Source organism: Pistricoccus aurantiacus (genome assembly GCF_007954585.1).
GTDB lineage: Bacteria > Pseudomonadota > Gammaproteobacteria > Pseudomonadales > Halomonadaceae > Pistricoccus > Pistricoccus aurantiacus.
In genome coordinates, this window is record NZ_CP042382.1 from 1683049 (window position 1) to 1699564 (window position 16516).

The 16516-nt window shown below is 60.5% G+C and carries 13 protein-coding genes; 7 read left to right on the forward strand and 6 right to left on the reverse strand.

Features of this window, described 5'->3' with window-relative positions:
* Window positions 1–100: 100 nt before the first annotated feature.
* Window positions 101–763 (forward strand): LuxR C-terminal-related transcriptional regulator, encoded by a 663-nt coding sequence (locus FGL86_RS08075; protein WP_147184090.1) that lies wholly within the window; start codon window positions 101–103, stop codon window positions 761–763.
* 15 nt (window positions 764–778) lie between these two features.
* Here FGL86_RS08075 and FGL86_RS08080 read toward each other — a convergent pair whose 3' ends face one another.
* Window positions 779–4747: a hybrid sensor histidine kinase/response regulator gene (locus tag FGL86_RS08080; protein ID WP_147184091.1), complete on the reverse strand. Its 3969-nt coding sequence runs from the start codon at window positions 4745–4747 to the stop codon at window positions 779–781.
* 372 nt (window positions 4748–5119) lie between these two features.
* On the opposite strand from FGL86_RS08080, the gene FGL86_RS08085 reads away from it, so the two are divergent.
* From FGL86_RS08085 to ttcA, 6 genes are all read left to right on the forward strand, one after another.
* Window positions 5120–5374, forward strand: coding sequence for a DUF4212 domain-containing protein (locus FGL86_RS08085; RefSeq protein ID WP_147184092.1), 255 nt, complete (start codon window positions 5120–5122; stop codon window positions 5372–5374).
* 35 nt (window positions 5375–5409) lie between these two features.
* On the forward strand, window positions 5410–7203 hold the full coding sequence (locus tag FGL86_RS08090) for a sodium:solute symporter family protein (RefSeq protein WP_147184093.1): 1794 nt from the start codon (window positions 5410–5412) through the stop codon (window positions 7201–7203).
* Window positions 7204–7261: 58 nt separating this feature from the next.
* A complete protein-coding gene (locus FGL86_RS08095; protein ID WP_147184094.1) occupies window positions 7262–9082 on the forward strand; it encodes a putative nucleotidyltransferase substrate binding domain-containing protein in 1821 nt (606 codons plus the stop codon).
* Between the two features lie 17 nt (window positions 9083–9099).
* A complete protein-coding gene (locus FGL86_RS08100; protein ID WP_147184095.1) occupies window positions 9100–9768 on the forward strand; it encodes an exonuclease domain-containing protein in 669 nt (222 codons plus the stop codon).
* On the forward strand, window positions 9765–9989 hold the full coding sequence (locus FGL86_RS08105; protein ID WP_246131769.1) for a hypothetical protein: 225 nt from the start codon (window positions 9765–9767) through the stop codon (window positions 9987–9989). Before FGL86_RS08100 ends, FGL86_RS08105 begins: the two co-directional genes overlap by 4 nt.
* A gap of 91 nt (window positions 9990–10080) precedes the next feature.
* Window positions 10081–10998 carry a tRNA 2-thiocytidine(32) synthetase TtcA gene (gene ttcA, locus FGL86_RS08110; protein WP_246131770.1) on the forward strand — a complete coding sequence of 306 codons (918 nt, stop codon included), beginning with the start codon at window positions 10081–10083 and terminating at the stop codon, window positions 10996–10998.
* A gap of 90 nt (window positions 10999–11088) precedes the next feature.
* Here ttcA and fnr read toward each other — a convergent pair whose 3' ends face one another.
* The 5 genes from fnr to FGL86_RS08135 form a co-directional block, all read right to left on the reverse strand.
* Window positions 11089–11832 carry a fumarate/nitrate reduction transcriptional regulator Fnr gene (gene fnr, locus FGL86_RS08115; protein WP_147184096.1) on the reverse strand — a complete coding sequence of 248 codons (744 nt, stop codon included), beginning with the start codon at window positions 11830–11832 and terminating at the stop codon, window positions 11089–11091.
* A gap of 83 nt (window positions 11833–11915) precedes the next feature.
* Window positions 11916–13025, reverse strand: a complete 1110-nt coding sequence (locus FGL86_RS08120) for a hypothetical protein (RefSeq protein ID WP_147184097.1) — start codon at window positions 13023–13025, stop codon at window positions 11916–11918.
* A gap of 77 nt (window positions 13026–13102) precedes the next feature.
* On the reverse strand, window positions 13103–13822 hold the full coding sequence (locus FGL86_RS08125; RefSeq protein WP_147184098.1) for a sulfite exporter TauE/SafE family protein: 720 nt from the start codon (window positions 13820–13822) through the stop codon (window positions 13103–13105).
* A gap of 3 nt (window positions 13823–13825) precedes the next feature.
* The gene (gene ccoS, locus FGL86_RS08130) at window positions 13826–14050 is read right to left on the reverse strand and encodes a cbb3-type cytochrome oxidase assembly protein CcoS (RefSeq protein ID WP_147184099.1); all 225 of its coding nucleotides are present in this window, start codon (window positions 14048–14050) and stop codon (window positions 13826–13828) included.
* Window positions 14047–16515: a heavy metal translocating P-type ATPase gene (locus FGL86_RS08135; RefSeq protein WP_147184100.1), complete on the reverse strand. Its 2469-nt coding sequence runs from the start codon at window positions 16513–16515 to the stop codon at window positions 14047–14049. Before FGL86_RS08135 ends, ccoS begins: the two co-directional genes overlap by 4 nt.
* Between the last annotated feature and the right edge of the window lies 1 nt (window position 16516).

The window sequence follows — 16516 nt, forward strand, 5'->3', positions numbered from 1 at the left end:
GAATCCTCGGTCCATAGGGTAACATCCTATAACCGAACGGCGAATTGACACGGGTGTAGCTGAGGCACCCTTCGCTACCAAAGGAACCGGAGGAGACTCGATGGCCCTTGCCCAGAAATTCATCGTTGCCGATGACCACCCGCTGTTTCGCGCCGCCCTGACCCAGGCGCTGCGGCAGCTGGCGCCGCGAGCGGAAATTCTCGAGGCGGACAGCATGGCAGCAACCAATGACGTGGTAATTCGCCATCCCGACGCGGACTTGATCCTGCTGGACCTTCATATGCCCGGCGCTCATGGCTTTTCGGGGCTTATTCAACTGCGCGGACAGGCTCCGGACGTGCCGGTCGCCGTGGTATCTGGCAGCGACGAACCCTATGTGGTGCGTCGCGCCATCGATTACGGCGCCTCCGGTTTCATTCCCAAATCGTCCACCCTTGAGTTGATCGCCAAGGCGGTGGGAGAAATTCTAGAAGGCGAGGTCTGGCTACCGCCGGACATGGCTCAGTCTCTAGGAGAGGTCAACGAGGAAGAAACCAAGTTTGCCGCCGCTATCGCTTCCTTGACGCCCCAGCAGTTCCGAGTGCTCAACATGCTTACGGAAGGCTTGCTCAACAAGCAGATCGCCTACGAATTATCCGTCTCTGAAGCGACCATCAAGGCGCACGTGACGGCGATTCTCAGAAAGCTCGGCGTGCATTCCCGCACCCAGGCGGTGATTGCCGCACAAAAACTCGAGATCGAGCCTCCCAAGGTCGAATCCTGACCGAAGCTCAGACTTTCAAGAAGGTTGGCGCTGGCTGCGGCTGGCCTGCAACGCACGGGTCAGCAGCGCTCGTAATGCCGCGGGGCGCACCGGCTTGAGCAACATGTGATAGCCGCTGCGCTTGATTTCCTCGGCGACTTCCAAGGTGCGGTCCGCAGTGATCAGGATGCCCGGCACTTCACCGCTCAGCCGCTCGCTCAAGGCTTCCAGGGCCATCAGACCGGTGACCTCGTTATCCAGATGGTAATCCGCGAGAATCGCGTCCGGATCCTGATCCAGATGGCGCAGAATGGATTTTGCGCCGCCGATCGAAGTGGCGGTGAATACCTCGCAATCCCAGCCGGAAAGCATCGCCTTCATGCCTTCCAGGATCAGACTTTCGTTGTCGATGCACAGGATGCGTGCTCCCGCCAGATGATTCCCCTTGCGCCGAAGGGCTTCGTGCTCCTTGATCGGGGACGCCAACTGAGCGGCTACCCGAGGAACGCTGACCGAGAAAGCCGTTCCCTGACCCTCCCAGGAGCGCACCCGGATGGAATGGTTCAGTACCCGGCTCATGCGATCGGCGATGGACAGGCCGAGACCGAGTCCTTTTTCGCTTTCCTGATGGCGGGTCGCTTGATCCAGGCGTCGAAATTCCTGAAAGATTTCCACCTGCTTAGACTCGGGAATCCCTGGCCCGCTGTCCCATACCTCGATGGAAAAGCGCTCGCCGTGATGCCGGCAACCCAGCAGCACTCGACCGTGTCGAGTATAGCGAATGGCGTTGGAGAGAAAGTTCTGCACGATACGACGCAGCATCTGCGGGTCGCTATCGACCCAGCCGGAGGTGGCGACCACTTCCAGGTCGAGCCCGCGATCTTCCGCCATGACCGCGAATTCCGCCTGCAGCGGAGCGAAGATATCCGCCAGGGCAAAATGGCTACGCCGCGGGGTCAGGGCGCCGGCATCCAGCTTGGAAATATCCAGCAGCGTACTGAGCAGCTCTTCCGCCGCCTGTAGCGAATTGTCGATATGTCCAGTGGTGCGTTTGAGTTCATCGGTGGCTACCTGCTGGGAAAGCGCCGAGGTAAACAGTCGCGCTGCGTTCAAAGGCTGGAGCAGATCGTGACTGGCTGCCGCCAGAAAGCGGGTCTTGGAGGCGTTGGCATCCTCGGCGATCTGTTTTGCCTGGCGCAGGGCCATTTCCGCCTCGGCGCGCACGCGGTTTTCCTGACGCAGGGCGGCATTGGCTTCGGATAGCGCCTGGGTGCGCTCACGCACCCGCTCTTCCAGATTCTCGTTGGTTTCCTTGAGGGCGATCTCCGCCTGACGCCGTTCGGTGATGTCCTGATAGAGCGCGAAGAAGCCCAGGATATTGTCGCCTTCGCCAAAATGCGGCGTATAGGTCACCAGCATGTAGCGCAGACCGTTCTGCTTGTCCTGCAGGGAAATCTCGAAGCTCACCCGCTCGCCAGCCAGGGCCCGCGCCATCCAGGGGGCTCGCTCATCCGCGATCCGAGGAGAGATCACGCTTTCCACCCGCTTGCCGATCACCGCCTGGCGATCCACGTCAAACGCTCTTTCATAAGCACGATTGGTGAAAAGGTAGCGACATTCCTTGTCGAAGTAAGCGATCAGGGCCGGCACGTTGTCCGTGTAGATACGAATGTTGTTTTCCGAGCGAATCAGCGCTTCTTCCGTGCGCTTTTGCCGGGTGATGTCCTGATAGGTATAGACGAAACCGCCACCGGGCATCGGGTTGCCCTGCACCTCCAGCACGCTACCGTCCTGGCGATAGCGTACGTAGTTGTGTGGCTGCCCCTGGCGAATGTTATCCAGCAGCAGTGCCACCTGTTCTTCCGAATCCCCCGGGCCGTATTCGCCGTTGTAGGCGTTGTAGCGAAAGATCTTGTCGATGGGCGCGCCGACCCGAATCAAGTGGTCGGGAAAATGGAAGAGTTCCAGATAGCGTTGATTCCACACCACCAGGCGCAGACGCTGATCCACCACGCTGATGCCCTGATTGATATTCTCGATGGTAGCCTGGAGCAGGGCGCGATTGAATTCCAATACCTGGGAGGCCTCGTCGACGATGGAGATCACGTCCGAGATGCCGATGCCCCGGCCCTGCAGCGCGGAGTTGATGACGATCCGCGCGGAAGAAGCGCCCAGCACCGACGCCAGAAAGCGCTCGGTGAACTGGATGACGTCGATGGAGGCGCGCTGGGTGTCCTCCAGGGGCTTGCCACTGCGCCGAGCGTCGCTACGCCGGGCATAGTCCGCGAAGCCGCGCTCGACCTGCTCCGCTCCCAAGAAGCGCTGACACAATACCTTGAGATCCCCCACGGTGGTGGTGCCGGCCCAGGGGCGGTTGACCAGGGTCTGGCGGGTTTCGACGCTGTCCACGAACAATGATGCCTGAATGCGCTCCACCACCCGCTGCGAGGTCATCTGGGAAACGAAGATATAGCAGAATAGGTTGAGTCCGAGAGACAGCATGACACCGTGGGTGAAGGGATCGCCGATATTGATGCCGAACAGGGAGATCGGCGATAGCCAGAACAGGCCCAGAGGGCCGTCCGCCAGCCAGCCGCCGGGCAGGACGCCTGCATTGACAAGCGCTGGCACCATCAGGGTGTAGGCCCAGATCGCGAAGCCCACGTTCATGCCGACGATCACCCCCAGCCGGTTGCCGCGTTTCCAGTAGAGCCCGCCCAGCACCGGCGGTGCGAACTGCGCCGCGGCGGCGAAGGACAGCATGCCGCTGGTGGCCAGGGTGCTGTACTCGCCGATCAGCTGATAGAAGCCGTAGGCCAGCGCAAGGATGACGGCGATGGTGACGCGGCGGGTGCGCAATACCAGGCGCCCGTAGTCCTGGGCCTTGGTATCGAACCAGCGCAGCCGGAACAGGGCCGGAATGACGATTTCGTTGGAAATCATGATAGAGATGGCCACTGCGGCGACGATCACCATGCCCGTGGCGGCGGAGAACCCGCCGATGAAGGTCAGGAGCGTCAGCCAGTGCTGGTCGGCGGCCATGGGCAGCGCCAGCACGAAGGCATCCGGTTCGATGCCGCTGCCGGAAAACAGGGTCAGACCCGCCGCCGCCAGGGGCAGCACGAAGAAGCCGATGGTCACCAGATATAGCGGGAACAGCCAGCGAGCGCATCGGGCGTCATCCTGATGAGTGTTCTCCACCACCATGACGTGAAACTGGCGCGGCAGACAGAAGATCGCCAGCATCGCAAGCAAGGTCTGCGCCCAGAAGCTGTGGCCGAAATCCTGGCTGGCCAGCTGGCGCTGAAGTTCGAGCTGATCGTCCGCCCGGGCGAGGATATCCCCCAGGCCGTCGAACATGCCCCAGGTCACGTAGATGCCCAGGATCAGGAAGGCACCGAGCTTGACCAGGGATTCGAAGGCGATGGCCTGAACGAGACCCTCGTGATGCTCCGTGGCATCCGTGTGACGAGTGCCGAAAAGAATTGCGAACAACGCCATCAGTACGGCGACGTAAAACGCGGTGTCTTCGAAAAGCGGTGCGCGAGCCAGGTCCGTGTCGGCGGTAAGTACCGTGAAGCTCGAGGAAACCGCCTTGAGCTGCAGCGCTAGATAGGGCAGGGCGCCAATCAGGGCCACCAGGCTGGCGAAAACCGCCAGGGGCTGGGTCTTGCCGTAACGGGACGCGATGAAATCCGCGATCGAGGTTATGTTCTGGTGCTTGGCCACGCGAACCAGCTTGGCCAGCACCGGCCAGAACAGCAGGAAAGTCAGCAGCGGGCCAACGAAGATGCTGGCGAAGGACCAGCCGGAGGTGGCGGCCTCGCCCACGGCGCCATAGTAGGTCCAGGAGGTGCAGTAGATCGCCAAGGCCAGACTATAGATGATCGGGCGCCGCTGGCTCGGTCCATGCTTGAGCGCGCGACGATCTCCATGCCAGGCAATGAGGAACAGTATGGCGATATACGCAAGCGATATGCCGATCAATAGCCAGCCCTGAAACATGTCGACTCCCCGAGAACCCGGTCACGATACTTGGCGCTTTACAATAGCGATCCGTCTGTATCGGCTAATTTTTATCAGCCCGATTGTAGCGTCATTGACGCGAAGGGTATCGAAATCGACGCAAGGTTTTTGTCGCGTGCCGAGAGGTTTTCCGTTGCACCTTGGTCGTGATATACGAAGGGTTAATATCTTCGCTGTTTGATACAAGCATTTGTTTTTTTTGGGATTTTTTTGGATGTTTTGAAGGCGCCTCCATGCTGCGACTAAAGTCCTTCTGCCGTCCAGGAAGCGGCTTGGCTAGGATTTGAGTGGTTTTTGCCTTTTTCCATCACCGAAAGTTACCGCGACAACAACAAACAGGAGCTTTGCCCCATGCAAGACAAAAGCCCTCAAGCCTATTGGAAACGCAATATTCGCCTGATCCTCGGCTGTCTGGCCGTCTGGTTCATCGTGTCCTACGGCTTTGCCATTCTGCTGGTCGAGCCGCTCAACAACATACGCTTCTTCGGTTTCAAGCTGGGGTTCTGGTTCGCTCAGCAAGGCGCCATCTACGTCTTCCTCGGACTGATCATCTTCTATGCCTACAAGATGAACAAGATCGATGAAGAATTCGATGTGCATGAATAACAAGACACTATAACGCGATCGGGGGATTCCCTTTTATGGATGTGCAACTGCTTACCTACCTTTTCGTGGGCGGCTCTTTCGTCCTCTATATCGGTATCGCGATCTGGTCGCGGGCCGGTTCCACCAAGGATTTCTATGTCGCCGGGGGCGGCGTGCCGCCAATGGCCAACGGCATGGCCACGGCGGCGGACTGGATGTCCGCGGCCTCGTTCATTTCCATGGCAGGCATGATCGCCTACCTGGGCTATGACGCCTCGGTCTATCTGATGGGCTGGACCGGTGGCTACGTGATGCTGGCCATGCTGCTTGCGCCCTACTTGCGCAAGTTCGGCAAGTTTACCGTGCCGGATTTCATCGGCGAGCGTTACTACTCCAATATCGCGCGCTCCGTGGCAGTGATCTGTGTCATCTTCGTCTCCTTCACCTACGTAGCGGGACAGATGCGCGGTACCGGTATCGTCTTCGCGCGCTTCCTCGAGGTGGAAGTCGAGGTCGGCGTGGTCATCGGCATGGCGATCGTTTTCTTCTACGCGGTACTTGGCGGCATGAAGGGCATCACCTATACCCAGGTGGCCCAGTACTGCGTCTTGATCACCGCCTTCCTGGTGCCGGCGGTGTTCCTGTCGATCATGATGACCGGGCATATCCTGCCTCAGACCGGCCTGGGCGCCACCTATGTGGATGCGGCAGGCAACGACACCGGGGTGTATATTCTCGATCGTCTGGACGGTTTGCTGACGGAGCTGGGCTTTACTGCCTACACGGATGGCAGCATGCCCAAGATCAACGTCTTCTTCATCACCGCGGCCCTGATGTGCGGCACCGCCGGGCTGCCTCACGTTATCGTGCGCTTCTTCACCGTGCCCCGGGTACGGGATGCGCGCACCAGCGCCGGCTGGGCACTGTTCTTCATCGCGCTCTTGTATACCACGGCGCCGGCGGTAGGGGTGTTCGCGCGGACCAACATCATCCAGTCCGTCAGCGATACCGCCTATCAGGAATTGCCGGAATGGTTCTACAACTGGGAAGGCGTGGGCCTGATCGGCTGGCTGGACAAGAACGACGATGGCCAGGTCCAGATGGGGCCGGGAGATCCCTTCGTCGGCAAGCCGGAGTTCAAGTCAGGGCTGCTGGATGAGGAGTCCTCCGGCGAGTACGGCCAGCGTATCGTGACCAACCCGCCCACGGACAATACCAGCGAGGTGTACATCGATCGGGACATCATCGTACTGGCCAACCCGGAAATCGGTGGTTTGCCCGCCTGGGTGGTGGCACTGATGGCCGCCGGTGGGGTGGCGGCGGCGCTTTCCACCGCGGCAGGGCTGCTCCTGGTAATTTCCTCGGCGATCTCCCACGACCTGCTCAAGAAGCAGATCAAACCGGATATCTCCGACAAGGGCGAACTGCTGGCGGCGCGAATCGCGGCGGCAGTGGCGGTGGTGGTGGCTGGCTACTTCGGCATCAATCCGCCGGGCTTCGTGGCCCAGGTGGTGGCCTTCGCCTTCGGGCTCGCGGCGGCCTCGTTCTTCCCGGCGATTCTGCTGGGGATCTTCGACAAGCGCATGAACCGAGAAGGGGCGATCAGTGGCATGGTGCTGGGCCTGGTGTTCACTTTCAGCTACATCGTGTACACCAAGTTCATCAATACCGATCCGTCCATCTGGTGGTTCGGCATTTCTCCGGAAGGGATCGGTACCCTGGGCATGCTGCTGCACTTCGTCGTGGCCTTCGCGGTTTCCCGAATGACTGCAGCGCCGCCAGTCCACGTGCAGGAACTGGTCGAAAGCGTGCGGGTGCCCCGGGGTGCGGGTCAGGCCCATGCTCATTAACTCATCCACCAGCCCATGAGCGAAAGCGGGCCATCAGGCCCGCTTGGAGATGTTAACCATGGTCGATGTCGATCTCTCGCAGTCCCCTTTCAACTTGCTCGACGAGCAAGGACGCGAACGGGTAAGAAACGGCATCGACCTGGCCTACTTCGATCAGGGGGAGACCCTGCTCGACGCCGGTCAGCCCGGCGAGTTCGTCTTTCTGGTTTACAAGGGCGAAGTCGCGGAGCTGGATTCCAGCAAGCAAGACAGCAATGCGCGTATCGGTCACTACACCGCCGGTGACCTGTTCGGCGCCATCGCTATTCTCAACGGCACGAGCCGTTACCGATTCAAGGCGGAGCAGGAAAGTCTGTGCTATCTGTTGCCCAAGGCGCTGTTTCAGCAGCTTCGTGATGACTATCCCGCCTTCGCGGAATTCTTCCAGCAGCGCCTGGCTCAGAAGGCCCGGCAGTTGACCGAGCAACGTACTCAAAGCGGTGTTCACATGGCGGGTTTCATGCTGGCGCGGGTCGAGGACTGCATGCGGGCTCCGCTGCTGGTCGCCGCGGACACCAGTATCGCGGGCGCGGCGCATACGCTCAACGACAGTCACGCGGATAGCCTGCTGGTGAACGCCGGTCAAGGCTTTGGCATGGTGACCAAGACGGATCTGCTCAACGCGCTGGTGATACAAGAGCTTCCTCAGCAACAGCCGGTCGTCGACATCGCGAATTTCACGCTGATCACCGCCCGGCGAGATCAATACCTGTTTGAAGCCTTGGTGGCAATGACCCGGCACAAGGTGGCTCGGGTAGTGGTGATCGAGAACGACGCAGCGGTGGGCGTGGTGGAGTTGACGGATGTGTTGAGCTATTTTTCCAGCCGCAGCCATGTGGTCAGCCTGCAGATCGAACAGGCCGCCAGCCTGGAGGAACTGATCGATGCCAGCGCCAGAACGCCGGAACTGATTCAGGCCCTGATGGCTCAGGGCGTCAAGCTGCGCTTTGTCATGAGTCTGCTGGCGGCGCTCAACGAGCGCATCATAGCCAAGGCCTGGCATTTCACCATCGATACGCGCCAGCAGGACAATAGCTGTCTGATCGTGATGGGGAGTGAAGGACGCGGTGAACAAATCCTCAAGACGGATCAGGATAACGGCCTGATCCTGCCGAACGATGCGCACTGGCCGGGTTGCGCTCAGGCCATGAACGAATTTACCGAGGTGCTGATACGTCTGGGGTACCCGCCTTGCCCCGGCAACATCATGGTATCCAATCCGGACTGGACCGGTGACACGTCACGCTGGCGAAAGCGAGTCGCGCGCTGGGCGGATACCCGGGACGGCGATAGTCTGATGAATCTGGCCATCCTGCTGGATGCCAAGGCGGTGGCGGGAGATCCGCGCTTGCTGGATGAAGTCAAGGAGGGGCTGTTCGAACGCTGTGCCAAGGACGATCTTTTGTTATCACATTTCGCGCGAGCGGCGCTGCACTTTTCCACGCCCTTGACCCTGTTCGGCTCCTTGAAGAAGCCTCAGCATGGCATCGATATCAAGAAGGGCGGTATTTTCCCCATCGTGCATGGGGTGCGTGCCCTGGCCCTGAAAGAGCGTATCACCGCGACTTCCACCCTCGAGCGCCTGGATCAACTGGCGGCGGGCGGTCATCTCGAGGAAGGCGCCGCCGAGGATCTGGGCGAGGCGCTGTCTCTGTTCACCGAGCTGCGGCTAAAGCAGCAACTGGAGCGGCTGGAACAACCCGTGGCCGAAAAAGACGATACCAATCGGGTGGTGGTGCAGCAGTTGTCTTCCCTGGAGCGTGATCTGCTGCGGGAAGCCTTGCACATCGTCAAGGAGTTCAAGCAGCGCCTGTCCCAGCGCTTTCACCTGGAATATTGACTTTGCGAGGGCAAGACGTGTTCAAGACATGGCGGCGAATCGTCGATCGACGGCGCCAGTCGGACGGCTATTATGGGTGGCTGTTCAACCCTTATACTGGCAATGAGCTGGTGGCCATCGATTGTGAAACCACCGGCCCTGACCCGCGCAGTGCGGAGTTGGTGGCGATCGGCGCGATCAAGCTGCGGGACGCACGGCTGCTGGTCAGCGATGCTCTGGAGCTGCGCTTGACGCCTCCGGCAAGTCTGGCGGGAAATTCAATCCGTTTTCACGGCTTGCGTCGCATCGATCTGGAAAATGGAATAGAACGACGCGATGCCTTGCAGCACTTTCTGGAGTTCGTCGGCAATCGCCCGCTGGTGAGTTGGGGCATCGATTTCGATCTGATGATACTCAACCGCTATCTGCGCGCGGAATTCGATTTCGAGCTGCCCAATGCTCGACTCGATGTGGCAAAGCGTTACGCTCAGCGCCAGCGTTGCGCCTATTCTCCGCCGGAACCTGCCCCGTGTTTCAAAGCCGCCTGCCGGTCCCTCGATATCCCGTTGATTCAACGTAGTCCGCTCGGCAACGCGATGGGCGCCGGATTGCTGCATCTGCGCCTGGCCCGTGAGGATAGATCGCCGAGTCTTGCAAGGCTTGCTGCTCCCACCCATAAAGTATCGAGCAAGGAGTTTTTGTCATGATGGTCTGGCTGGAGAATCTGCTGTTGCTCCTGGGCTTTGCGATCGTGTTGATCGCCTATGGCCGCTATGTTCGTCGCACCCAGGACGTACGCGGTGTGCTGATGTTCTGGGCGCGGCGCCTGTCGCTTTCCGCATCGGAGTTTCGCTTGCAACGTAGCGGCATCGTCTTGATGCTCTTGGGTGTGGTGCTGCGCTATCTGAATATGCTGGAGATTCTCTAGCGGCGATCTGCTGGGCGAGAGTAGGCGTGCGGTGATACCATTGCGCCTTACCGTTCTTTACCCTTATTTCGAGTCCGCCCCGCGTCCCCTCATGTCAGATACGATTTTGTCCTCTCAGCTCTCGACCATCGGCGATGATGTATCAAGCCAGCAGGCCGTCAAACAGGTCGCTGCCCGACAAAAACACGAATTCAACAAGCTGCACAAGCGTCTGCGTCGGCAGGTGGGCAATGCCATCATCGACTATGACATGATTCGAGAAGGTGACCGGGTCATGGTGTGTCTTTCCGGGGGCAAGGATTCCTACACGCTACTCGAGATTCTGCGCAATCTGCAGCGCAACGCACCGGTGGACTTTTCTCTGGTGGCGGTCAATCTCGATCAGAAGCAGCCTGGGTTTCCCGAGCACGTGCTGCCGGAATACCTGGACGGCGTCGGCGTGGAATATCATATCCTGGAGCGGGATACCTACTCCGTGGTCAAGGAAAAGACGCCGGAAGGCAAGACCACCTGTGCTCTCTGTTCCCGGCTGCGTCGAGGCTCATTGTATGGCTTCGCCGAGGAAATCGGTGCCACCAAGATCGCCCTGGGTCACCACCGGGAGGACATTCTCGAAACCCTGTTTCTCAACATGTTCTTTGGCGGCTCTCTGAAGGCAATGCCGCCAAAGCTGCTTTCTGACGATGGCAAGAATATCGTCATTCGGCCTCTGGCCTACTGTCGCGAGGCAGATATCGCCGAGTTCTCTCGCCGGATGGCCTTTCCGATCATTCCCTGCAACCTGTGCGGCTCCCAGCCCAACCTGCAGCGCCAGGTAGTCAAGGAAATGCTCAACGAATGGGACGCCAAACATCCCGGGCGGCTGGAAACCATGTTCAAGGCGGTGACCAATATCGCTCCCTCGCAGCTCGCCGATCGGGATCTGTTCGATTTCCATGGGCTGGAGGAAAAGCGCGAGACGCTGATGGCCAACCGTATCTCCGCCTTTGATCTGGGTCGAGAGGTTTGAGGTCGACGCGTCAATCTCGTTGACAAAACGAAAACGCCACTGTGAGAGTGGCGTTTCTCTTGAAGCTTGTTTTTACACAGGCGATTTTATTCAGCCATGGACTTCACCTTCCGACAGGGCCTCCAGGGCTTCGAGATCGAGAATATTGACCTCACGACCGGAAACCGCCACCAGTTGCTGTTCTTGGAAGCGCCCCAGAATACGACTGACGGTTTCCACCGCTAGCCCCAGATAGTTGCCGATATCCGCGCGGGACATGGAAAGCCGGAAACTGTAGGCGGAATAGCCGCGACGTCTGAAACGGGCGGAAAGACTGGAGAGAAAGCTCGCCAGCCGTTCATCCGCGGTCTTGCGTGACAGCAGACGCAACATCTGGCGATCGTCGCGTATTTCCTTGCTCATGCTGCGAAACAGCTGGGTACGAAGGCCCGGGATACGCTCGGACAGGGCATCGAGCCGGTCAAAAGGAATTTCACATACGGTCGTGGTTTCCAGAGCAATGATATTGCCCGGGTAACGCTCTTCGTCGATACCATCCAGCCCCACCAGTTCGCTCGGCAGGTAGAAGTTGGTGAGCTGATCGTCGCCGCCGCTTTCACTGGACACTTGCTTGAGACTGCCGGAGCGTACCGCGAAAACGTTTGAGAATGGAGCATGCTGGCGTACCAGGGCTTCACCTTTCTTGAGCGGCGCGCGTCGTCTGACGATGGCATCGAAGCGATCGATGTCGTCCAGTTCCAGGGCCAGGGGTAGGCAGAGGGAACTCAGACTGCAGGTCTGACAGCGAGTCTCAAGTAGACGAGAGCGGTGCGTGGCAAGAGCGGTGTCCGCCATGAATCTCTCCTAGTATTGATCCTGGTCATAGTATGACGGAGAGAATAATCTGGGCAAGCCCCGCGGCCACGTCGTCGCGACTATCATTCCGCCTTCACGGCGTCGTAATCCTCGGTAAAGGCCAGACGGCCCGTCTCCAGCGCGGCGACATAGACCGCGAGATGCTCCGTGGTTTTTATTCGCCGCCCCGCGATACGGCTGATGGCGCCTAGCCCCAGGCCAAGTATGTCCTGATCGATGCCGGGGGCGAGTTCGCGCAGGTGAAGCATGCCTGCTTCCGATGTTAATACATAGCGGTGGCTATCCAGGCGTACATAGCCGGCGGCGAGCAGCATCTCATTAGCCAACTGATACAAGGCGTGCGGCGTGTGTGTCTCTGACGTTTTACTGCTGGACGTACCCGAATCACTGTCGAACCGCTTGTCCGGCGTGTCGAGACACTTCTTCAAGAAAAGATGGCGGGGAGACAGATCGATGACCTGACCCAATGCTTCGGAAAGCCCTTGAAGGGTTTGGCCAGGGGTGGCGTATTGGAAGTCCAGGCTCAAGCGATGAAAGCTCAGGCGCCTCGCTTCTTCCATCAACGTTTCGACAAGAATTCTGGGGCTCGTCCGAAACTGCCCGGGAGACCATTGAAAGGCGTCGCCGCGTACCTTGAGGCGCAGGTGGTTGAAGCCCAGAGCCTGGAGGTGGCGAAGCGTAAGAACGCTGGTGTCCTGCGGAGCGATATCGATAGCGTAGTCCCGCCCCGCCAGCGAGCTCATCCCGAAGCGAGTGTGAAGAGAATCGAATAGCTCGCTCATCTGACCCAGGGAAAAGTAGCTTGCCGGCGCGCCTTTCCAGACCAGCCGATTGATGTTGCTCGATTTGCCCAGATGTGCGGCCAGCAGGGTCATCTCTCGCTCGAGCCAGGCAAGATAGGTTTCCGCGCGGCAATCTTCCCATGAGTTTCTGGTTCGCGAGCCTCTACGATAGAAAGGCGGGTGATGAAAGGGAATGTTGATCCGCAGCGCCAGATCCCGGTTCGAGACGCCATGGCGGGACAGCGCGGCAAGGAAGGCATCTTGATGCGTTTGATCAGCGGCAGGCTCGGAATGAAATAGAGCGGCGCCCCGGTCTGGCGTGACCCGGTCTGGCATGACCCGGTCTGGTGTTTTGCGATTGGGGCGCAATGCTTGCGCTATGCAGGACATGATGGCACACCATGCGATGGTAAAAGCTGTCGGACTTTTATCCTAGCCTTGTGCTTGATCATTTTTCTTGCCCCAGGTCAAGTCATTGCATGATGACCTTTTGTCGCTAGCATGCCGGTGACTTCCCAGAGCTGCCACAGGGCAAAGGCGATGATCAATAGTGCCGCCAGGCTGCAGGTAGCCGGATGGCGAATAAGCTGGCTCAGACGGCGAGCGGCGAGCCCGGTGGCCAGCAGGGCGGGCAGGGTACCCAGGCCGAAGGCGCCCATCAGCGCGGCGCCGCGCCACGGCTCGGCGATGGCCAGGCTCCAGGTCAGCATGGAATAGACCAGCCCGCAGGGCAGCCAGCCCCAGACCGCCCCCAGCGCCACGGCCTGGGGCACCTTGACCACCGGCATCAGGCTCCGTCCCAAGGGTTCCAGGTATTTCCACAGGCGACGGCCCAGGGCCTCGATCTTGAGCAGCCCCCTCCACCAGTTGGCGATATACAGCGCCATCAGGATCAGCATGATGGCGGCGAACACCTGCAGCGCCAGGCGTATTTCCAGAGTCAGGCCGCCAAGCAGGGTGCCGAGCCCGGCCACCAGGGCGCCGGCGATCATGTAGCTCGCGATGCGCCCCAGATTGTAGCCCAGCAGCAGACCGCCCAGCCTTGCCGGATGGCGCATGCTGGGAGGAACCGCGAAAGTCAGGGCGCTCATGATGCCACCGCACATGCCGATGCAGTGCGCGCCGCCGAGCAGGCCAAAAACAAAGGCTGCCAGCAGCGGTGGGAGATCGAGTCCGGTAGGATTCATGGCTCAATCGTCGCGCTTCACGTTGGAATCTTTCGTCTGGCGGCGCGCGTCGGCGCGGCGCAGGCGTTCCTCTTCGGTGAAGTCCTGCTCCTCATCATCGAAAAGAATCTGGTGGGCCGGGCCTTCCAAGTCTTCGAACTGGTCATGCTTGACCGCCCAGAAGAATGCCCAGACCGCCAGGCTCAGCAGGATCAAGGAAAGTGGAATCAATAGATAGAGAATGCTCATGCAGGCTCCACGCTTGTACTGACGCCTGGATGGACAGGCCGCGTCGTCCTTCCACGGCCCAAGCGCAGCGCGTTGCCCACCACGATAAGCGAGCTGGCGGACATGCCCAGGGCCGCTGCCCAGGGCGGTATCAGGCCGCAGGCGGCCAGAGGCAGGGCGATCAGATTGTAGCAAAGCGCCCAGACCAGATTCTGTCGTATGACGCGCCGGGTGGCGCGACTAAGCTCGATCGCCTCGGCAACTCGGCTGAGATGCGGGCTCAACAGTACTGCGTCCGCGCTGGTGCGGGCCAGGTCCGTGGCGCCGTTCATGGCGATGGCCACGTCCGCTCCGGCGAGCACCGGCACGTCGTTGATGCCGTCGCCGACCATGGCGACTTTTTCCCCCGCCGCCTGTAGCGTCTTGATGCGCGAGAGCTTGTCCTCCGGGCTGGCGCCGGCGCGCCATTGAGCGATGCCGAGCTCCCGGGCGAGCGCTGCGACCTTCGCTTCCCCGTCACCGGAAAGCAGCTCGACTTTCAGCCCCATTGCCTTGAGCGCGTCCACGGTTATATCGGCATCGTCACGCAAGGCGTCTCGCAGGCTGAACCAGGCCCGGGGTGTGCCTTCCTCTGCCAGCAGCAGCCAGGTGCCGTCGTCCGGTGGAGAAACGCTGCGCGCCGGCGCGGCGAAATCCGGCTTGCCGAGTCGCCAGCGCCGGCCGTCCAGATAGCCTTCCAGCCCCAGGCCGGGGCGGCTGACGACCTGGCTCGCCTTGTACTGTGGCTGGCGATAAGGATGAAAGGCCCGGGCGATAGGATGCTCCGAGTGGGCCTCGAGCGCCGCCGCCAGGCTGCGGGCCTGATCCACACTCAAGCCTGCCAGGGCGTGGGTCGCGTCCAGGGTCATGCGACCCTGGGTCAAGGTGCCGGTCTTGTCGAAGATCACGCGATCAAGCTGGGCCAGGGTTTCGATAGCATGCGCCCGAGTGATCAGCACGCCGCGGCGGCGCAGCTGGCCATGACCGGCGGTCAAGGCGGTGGGAGTGGCCAGGGCCAAGGCGCAGGGGCAGGTCACCACCAGCAGGGACAGCGTGACCCAGAGGACCCGAGACGGGTCGATCTGACTCCAGGCTATCGCCACCAAGGTACTTATCAGCAGCAGCGCGATGACGAAGTAATGGGCGGTTCGCGATGCCAGGTCGGCAATCCGCGGACGACTGCTGAAGGCGCGATCCGACAGATCGAGAATGCCCGCGGCCCGGGACTGCGCCCCCGCATGGGTCACGCGAACGATCAGCGGACTCTCTACATTGTGGCTTCCGCCGGTGACCCGCTCACCGGGCCCTCGCGGCACCGGGGTCGGCTCGCCGGTCAGCATGGCCTCGTCGAGACTCGACCGACCCTCCTCGATGATGCCATCCGCAGGAACGCTGTGACCCGGCTTGACCAGAATCCGATCCTCGGGAGCGAGTCGATTGGATGGAATTGCGCGTTCTCGACCGTCTTCTTCCAGCCGCAGGGCGGACATGGGTAAGGCCTTGATCAGAGCATTACCGCTCTGGCCGTTGCGGCGTCTGGCGCGCATTTCGATATAGCGTCCGAACAGCAGAAAGAAGGTGAACATCGCTACGGAGTCGAAGTAGGTCTCGCCATGGCCGCCAATCACCGCGTAGCCGCTGGCCAGGTAGGCGCCACCAATGGCCAGCGACACCGGCACATCCATGCCAAGCGTGCGCGTTTTCAGATCGCGCCAGGCGTTGCGAAAAAAGGGCAGGGCGGAAAACAGCACCACCGGGGTCGCCAGAGCGAAAGACAACCAGTGGAACAGGGCAATGAAGCCCGGCGATATCTCCCCGGGTTCGCTCATGTACATGGGGATGGAGAACATCATGACCTGCATCATCGCCACCGCAGCGACGATCAGGCGGCGGATGGCCATGCGCTCGTCGTGCTTGAGACGTGCCTGGACCTGATCTGGCTCATAGGGCTGGGCGGGATAGCCGATCGCCGCCAGTTCCGCGAGGATCCGTGACAGGGCGAGCTGCTGTGGATCCCAGGCCACTCGCAGGCGGTGATGAGTCAGATTGACCGCGCTGGAAGCGACACCGGCAAGAGCGTTGAGACGATGCTCGATCAGCCAGGCGCAGGCGGCGCAGGTGATGCCTTCCACTGCCAGGGTGACAATATTGCCGTCATCCTGCTGGTGAACGAACTCCTGTTGCAGGTCCGGGTCGTCGTATACCGTCCAGGTGTCGATTCGCGCCGCGTCCATATCCTCCGGGCGTTCCGGAAGCTGGGTGCGAAAACGATAATAACTGGCCAGTCCACCCTCGACGATGGCATGGGCGACCGCCTCACAGCCCGGACAGCAAAGCGGATGTTCGCCGTCCTCGAGGCGAATTTTCCAAGGCGCGTTCTCCGGCACCGGGTAACCACAGTGATAGCATTCCCGGCACTGGGAAACCGGCTCCCGCAACTCGTTCATG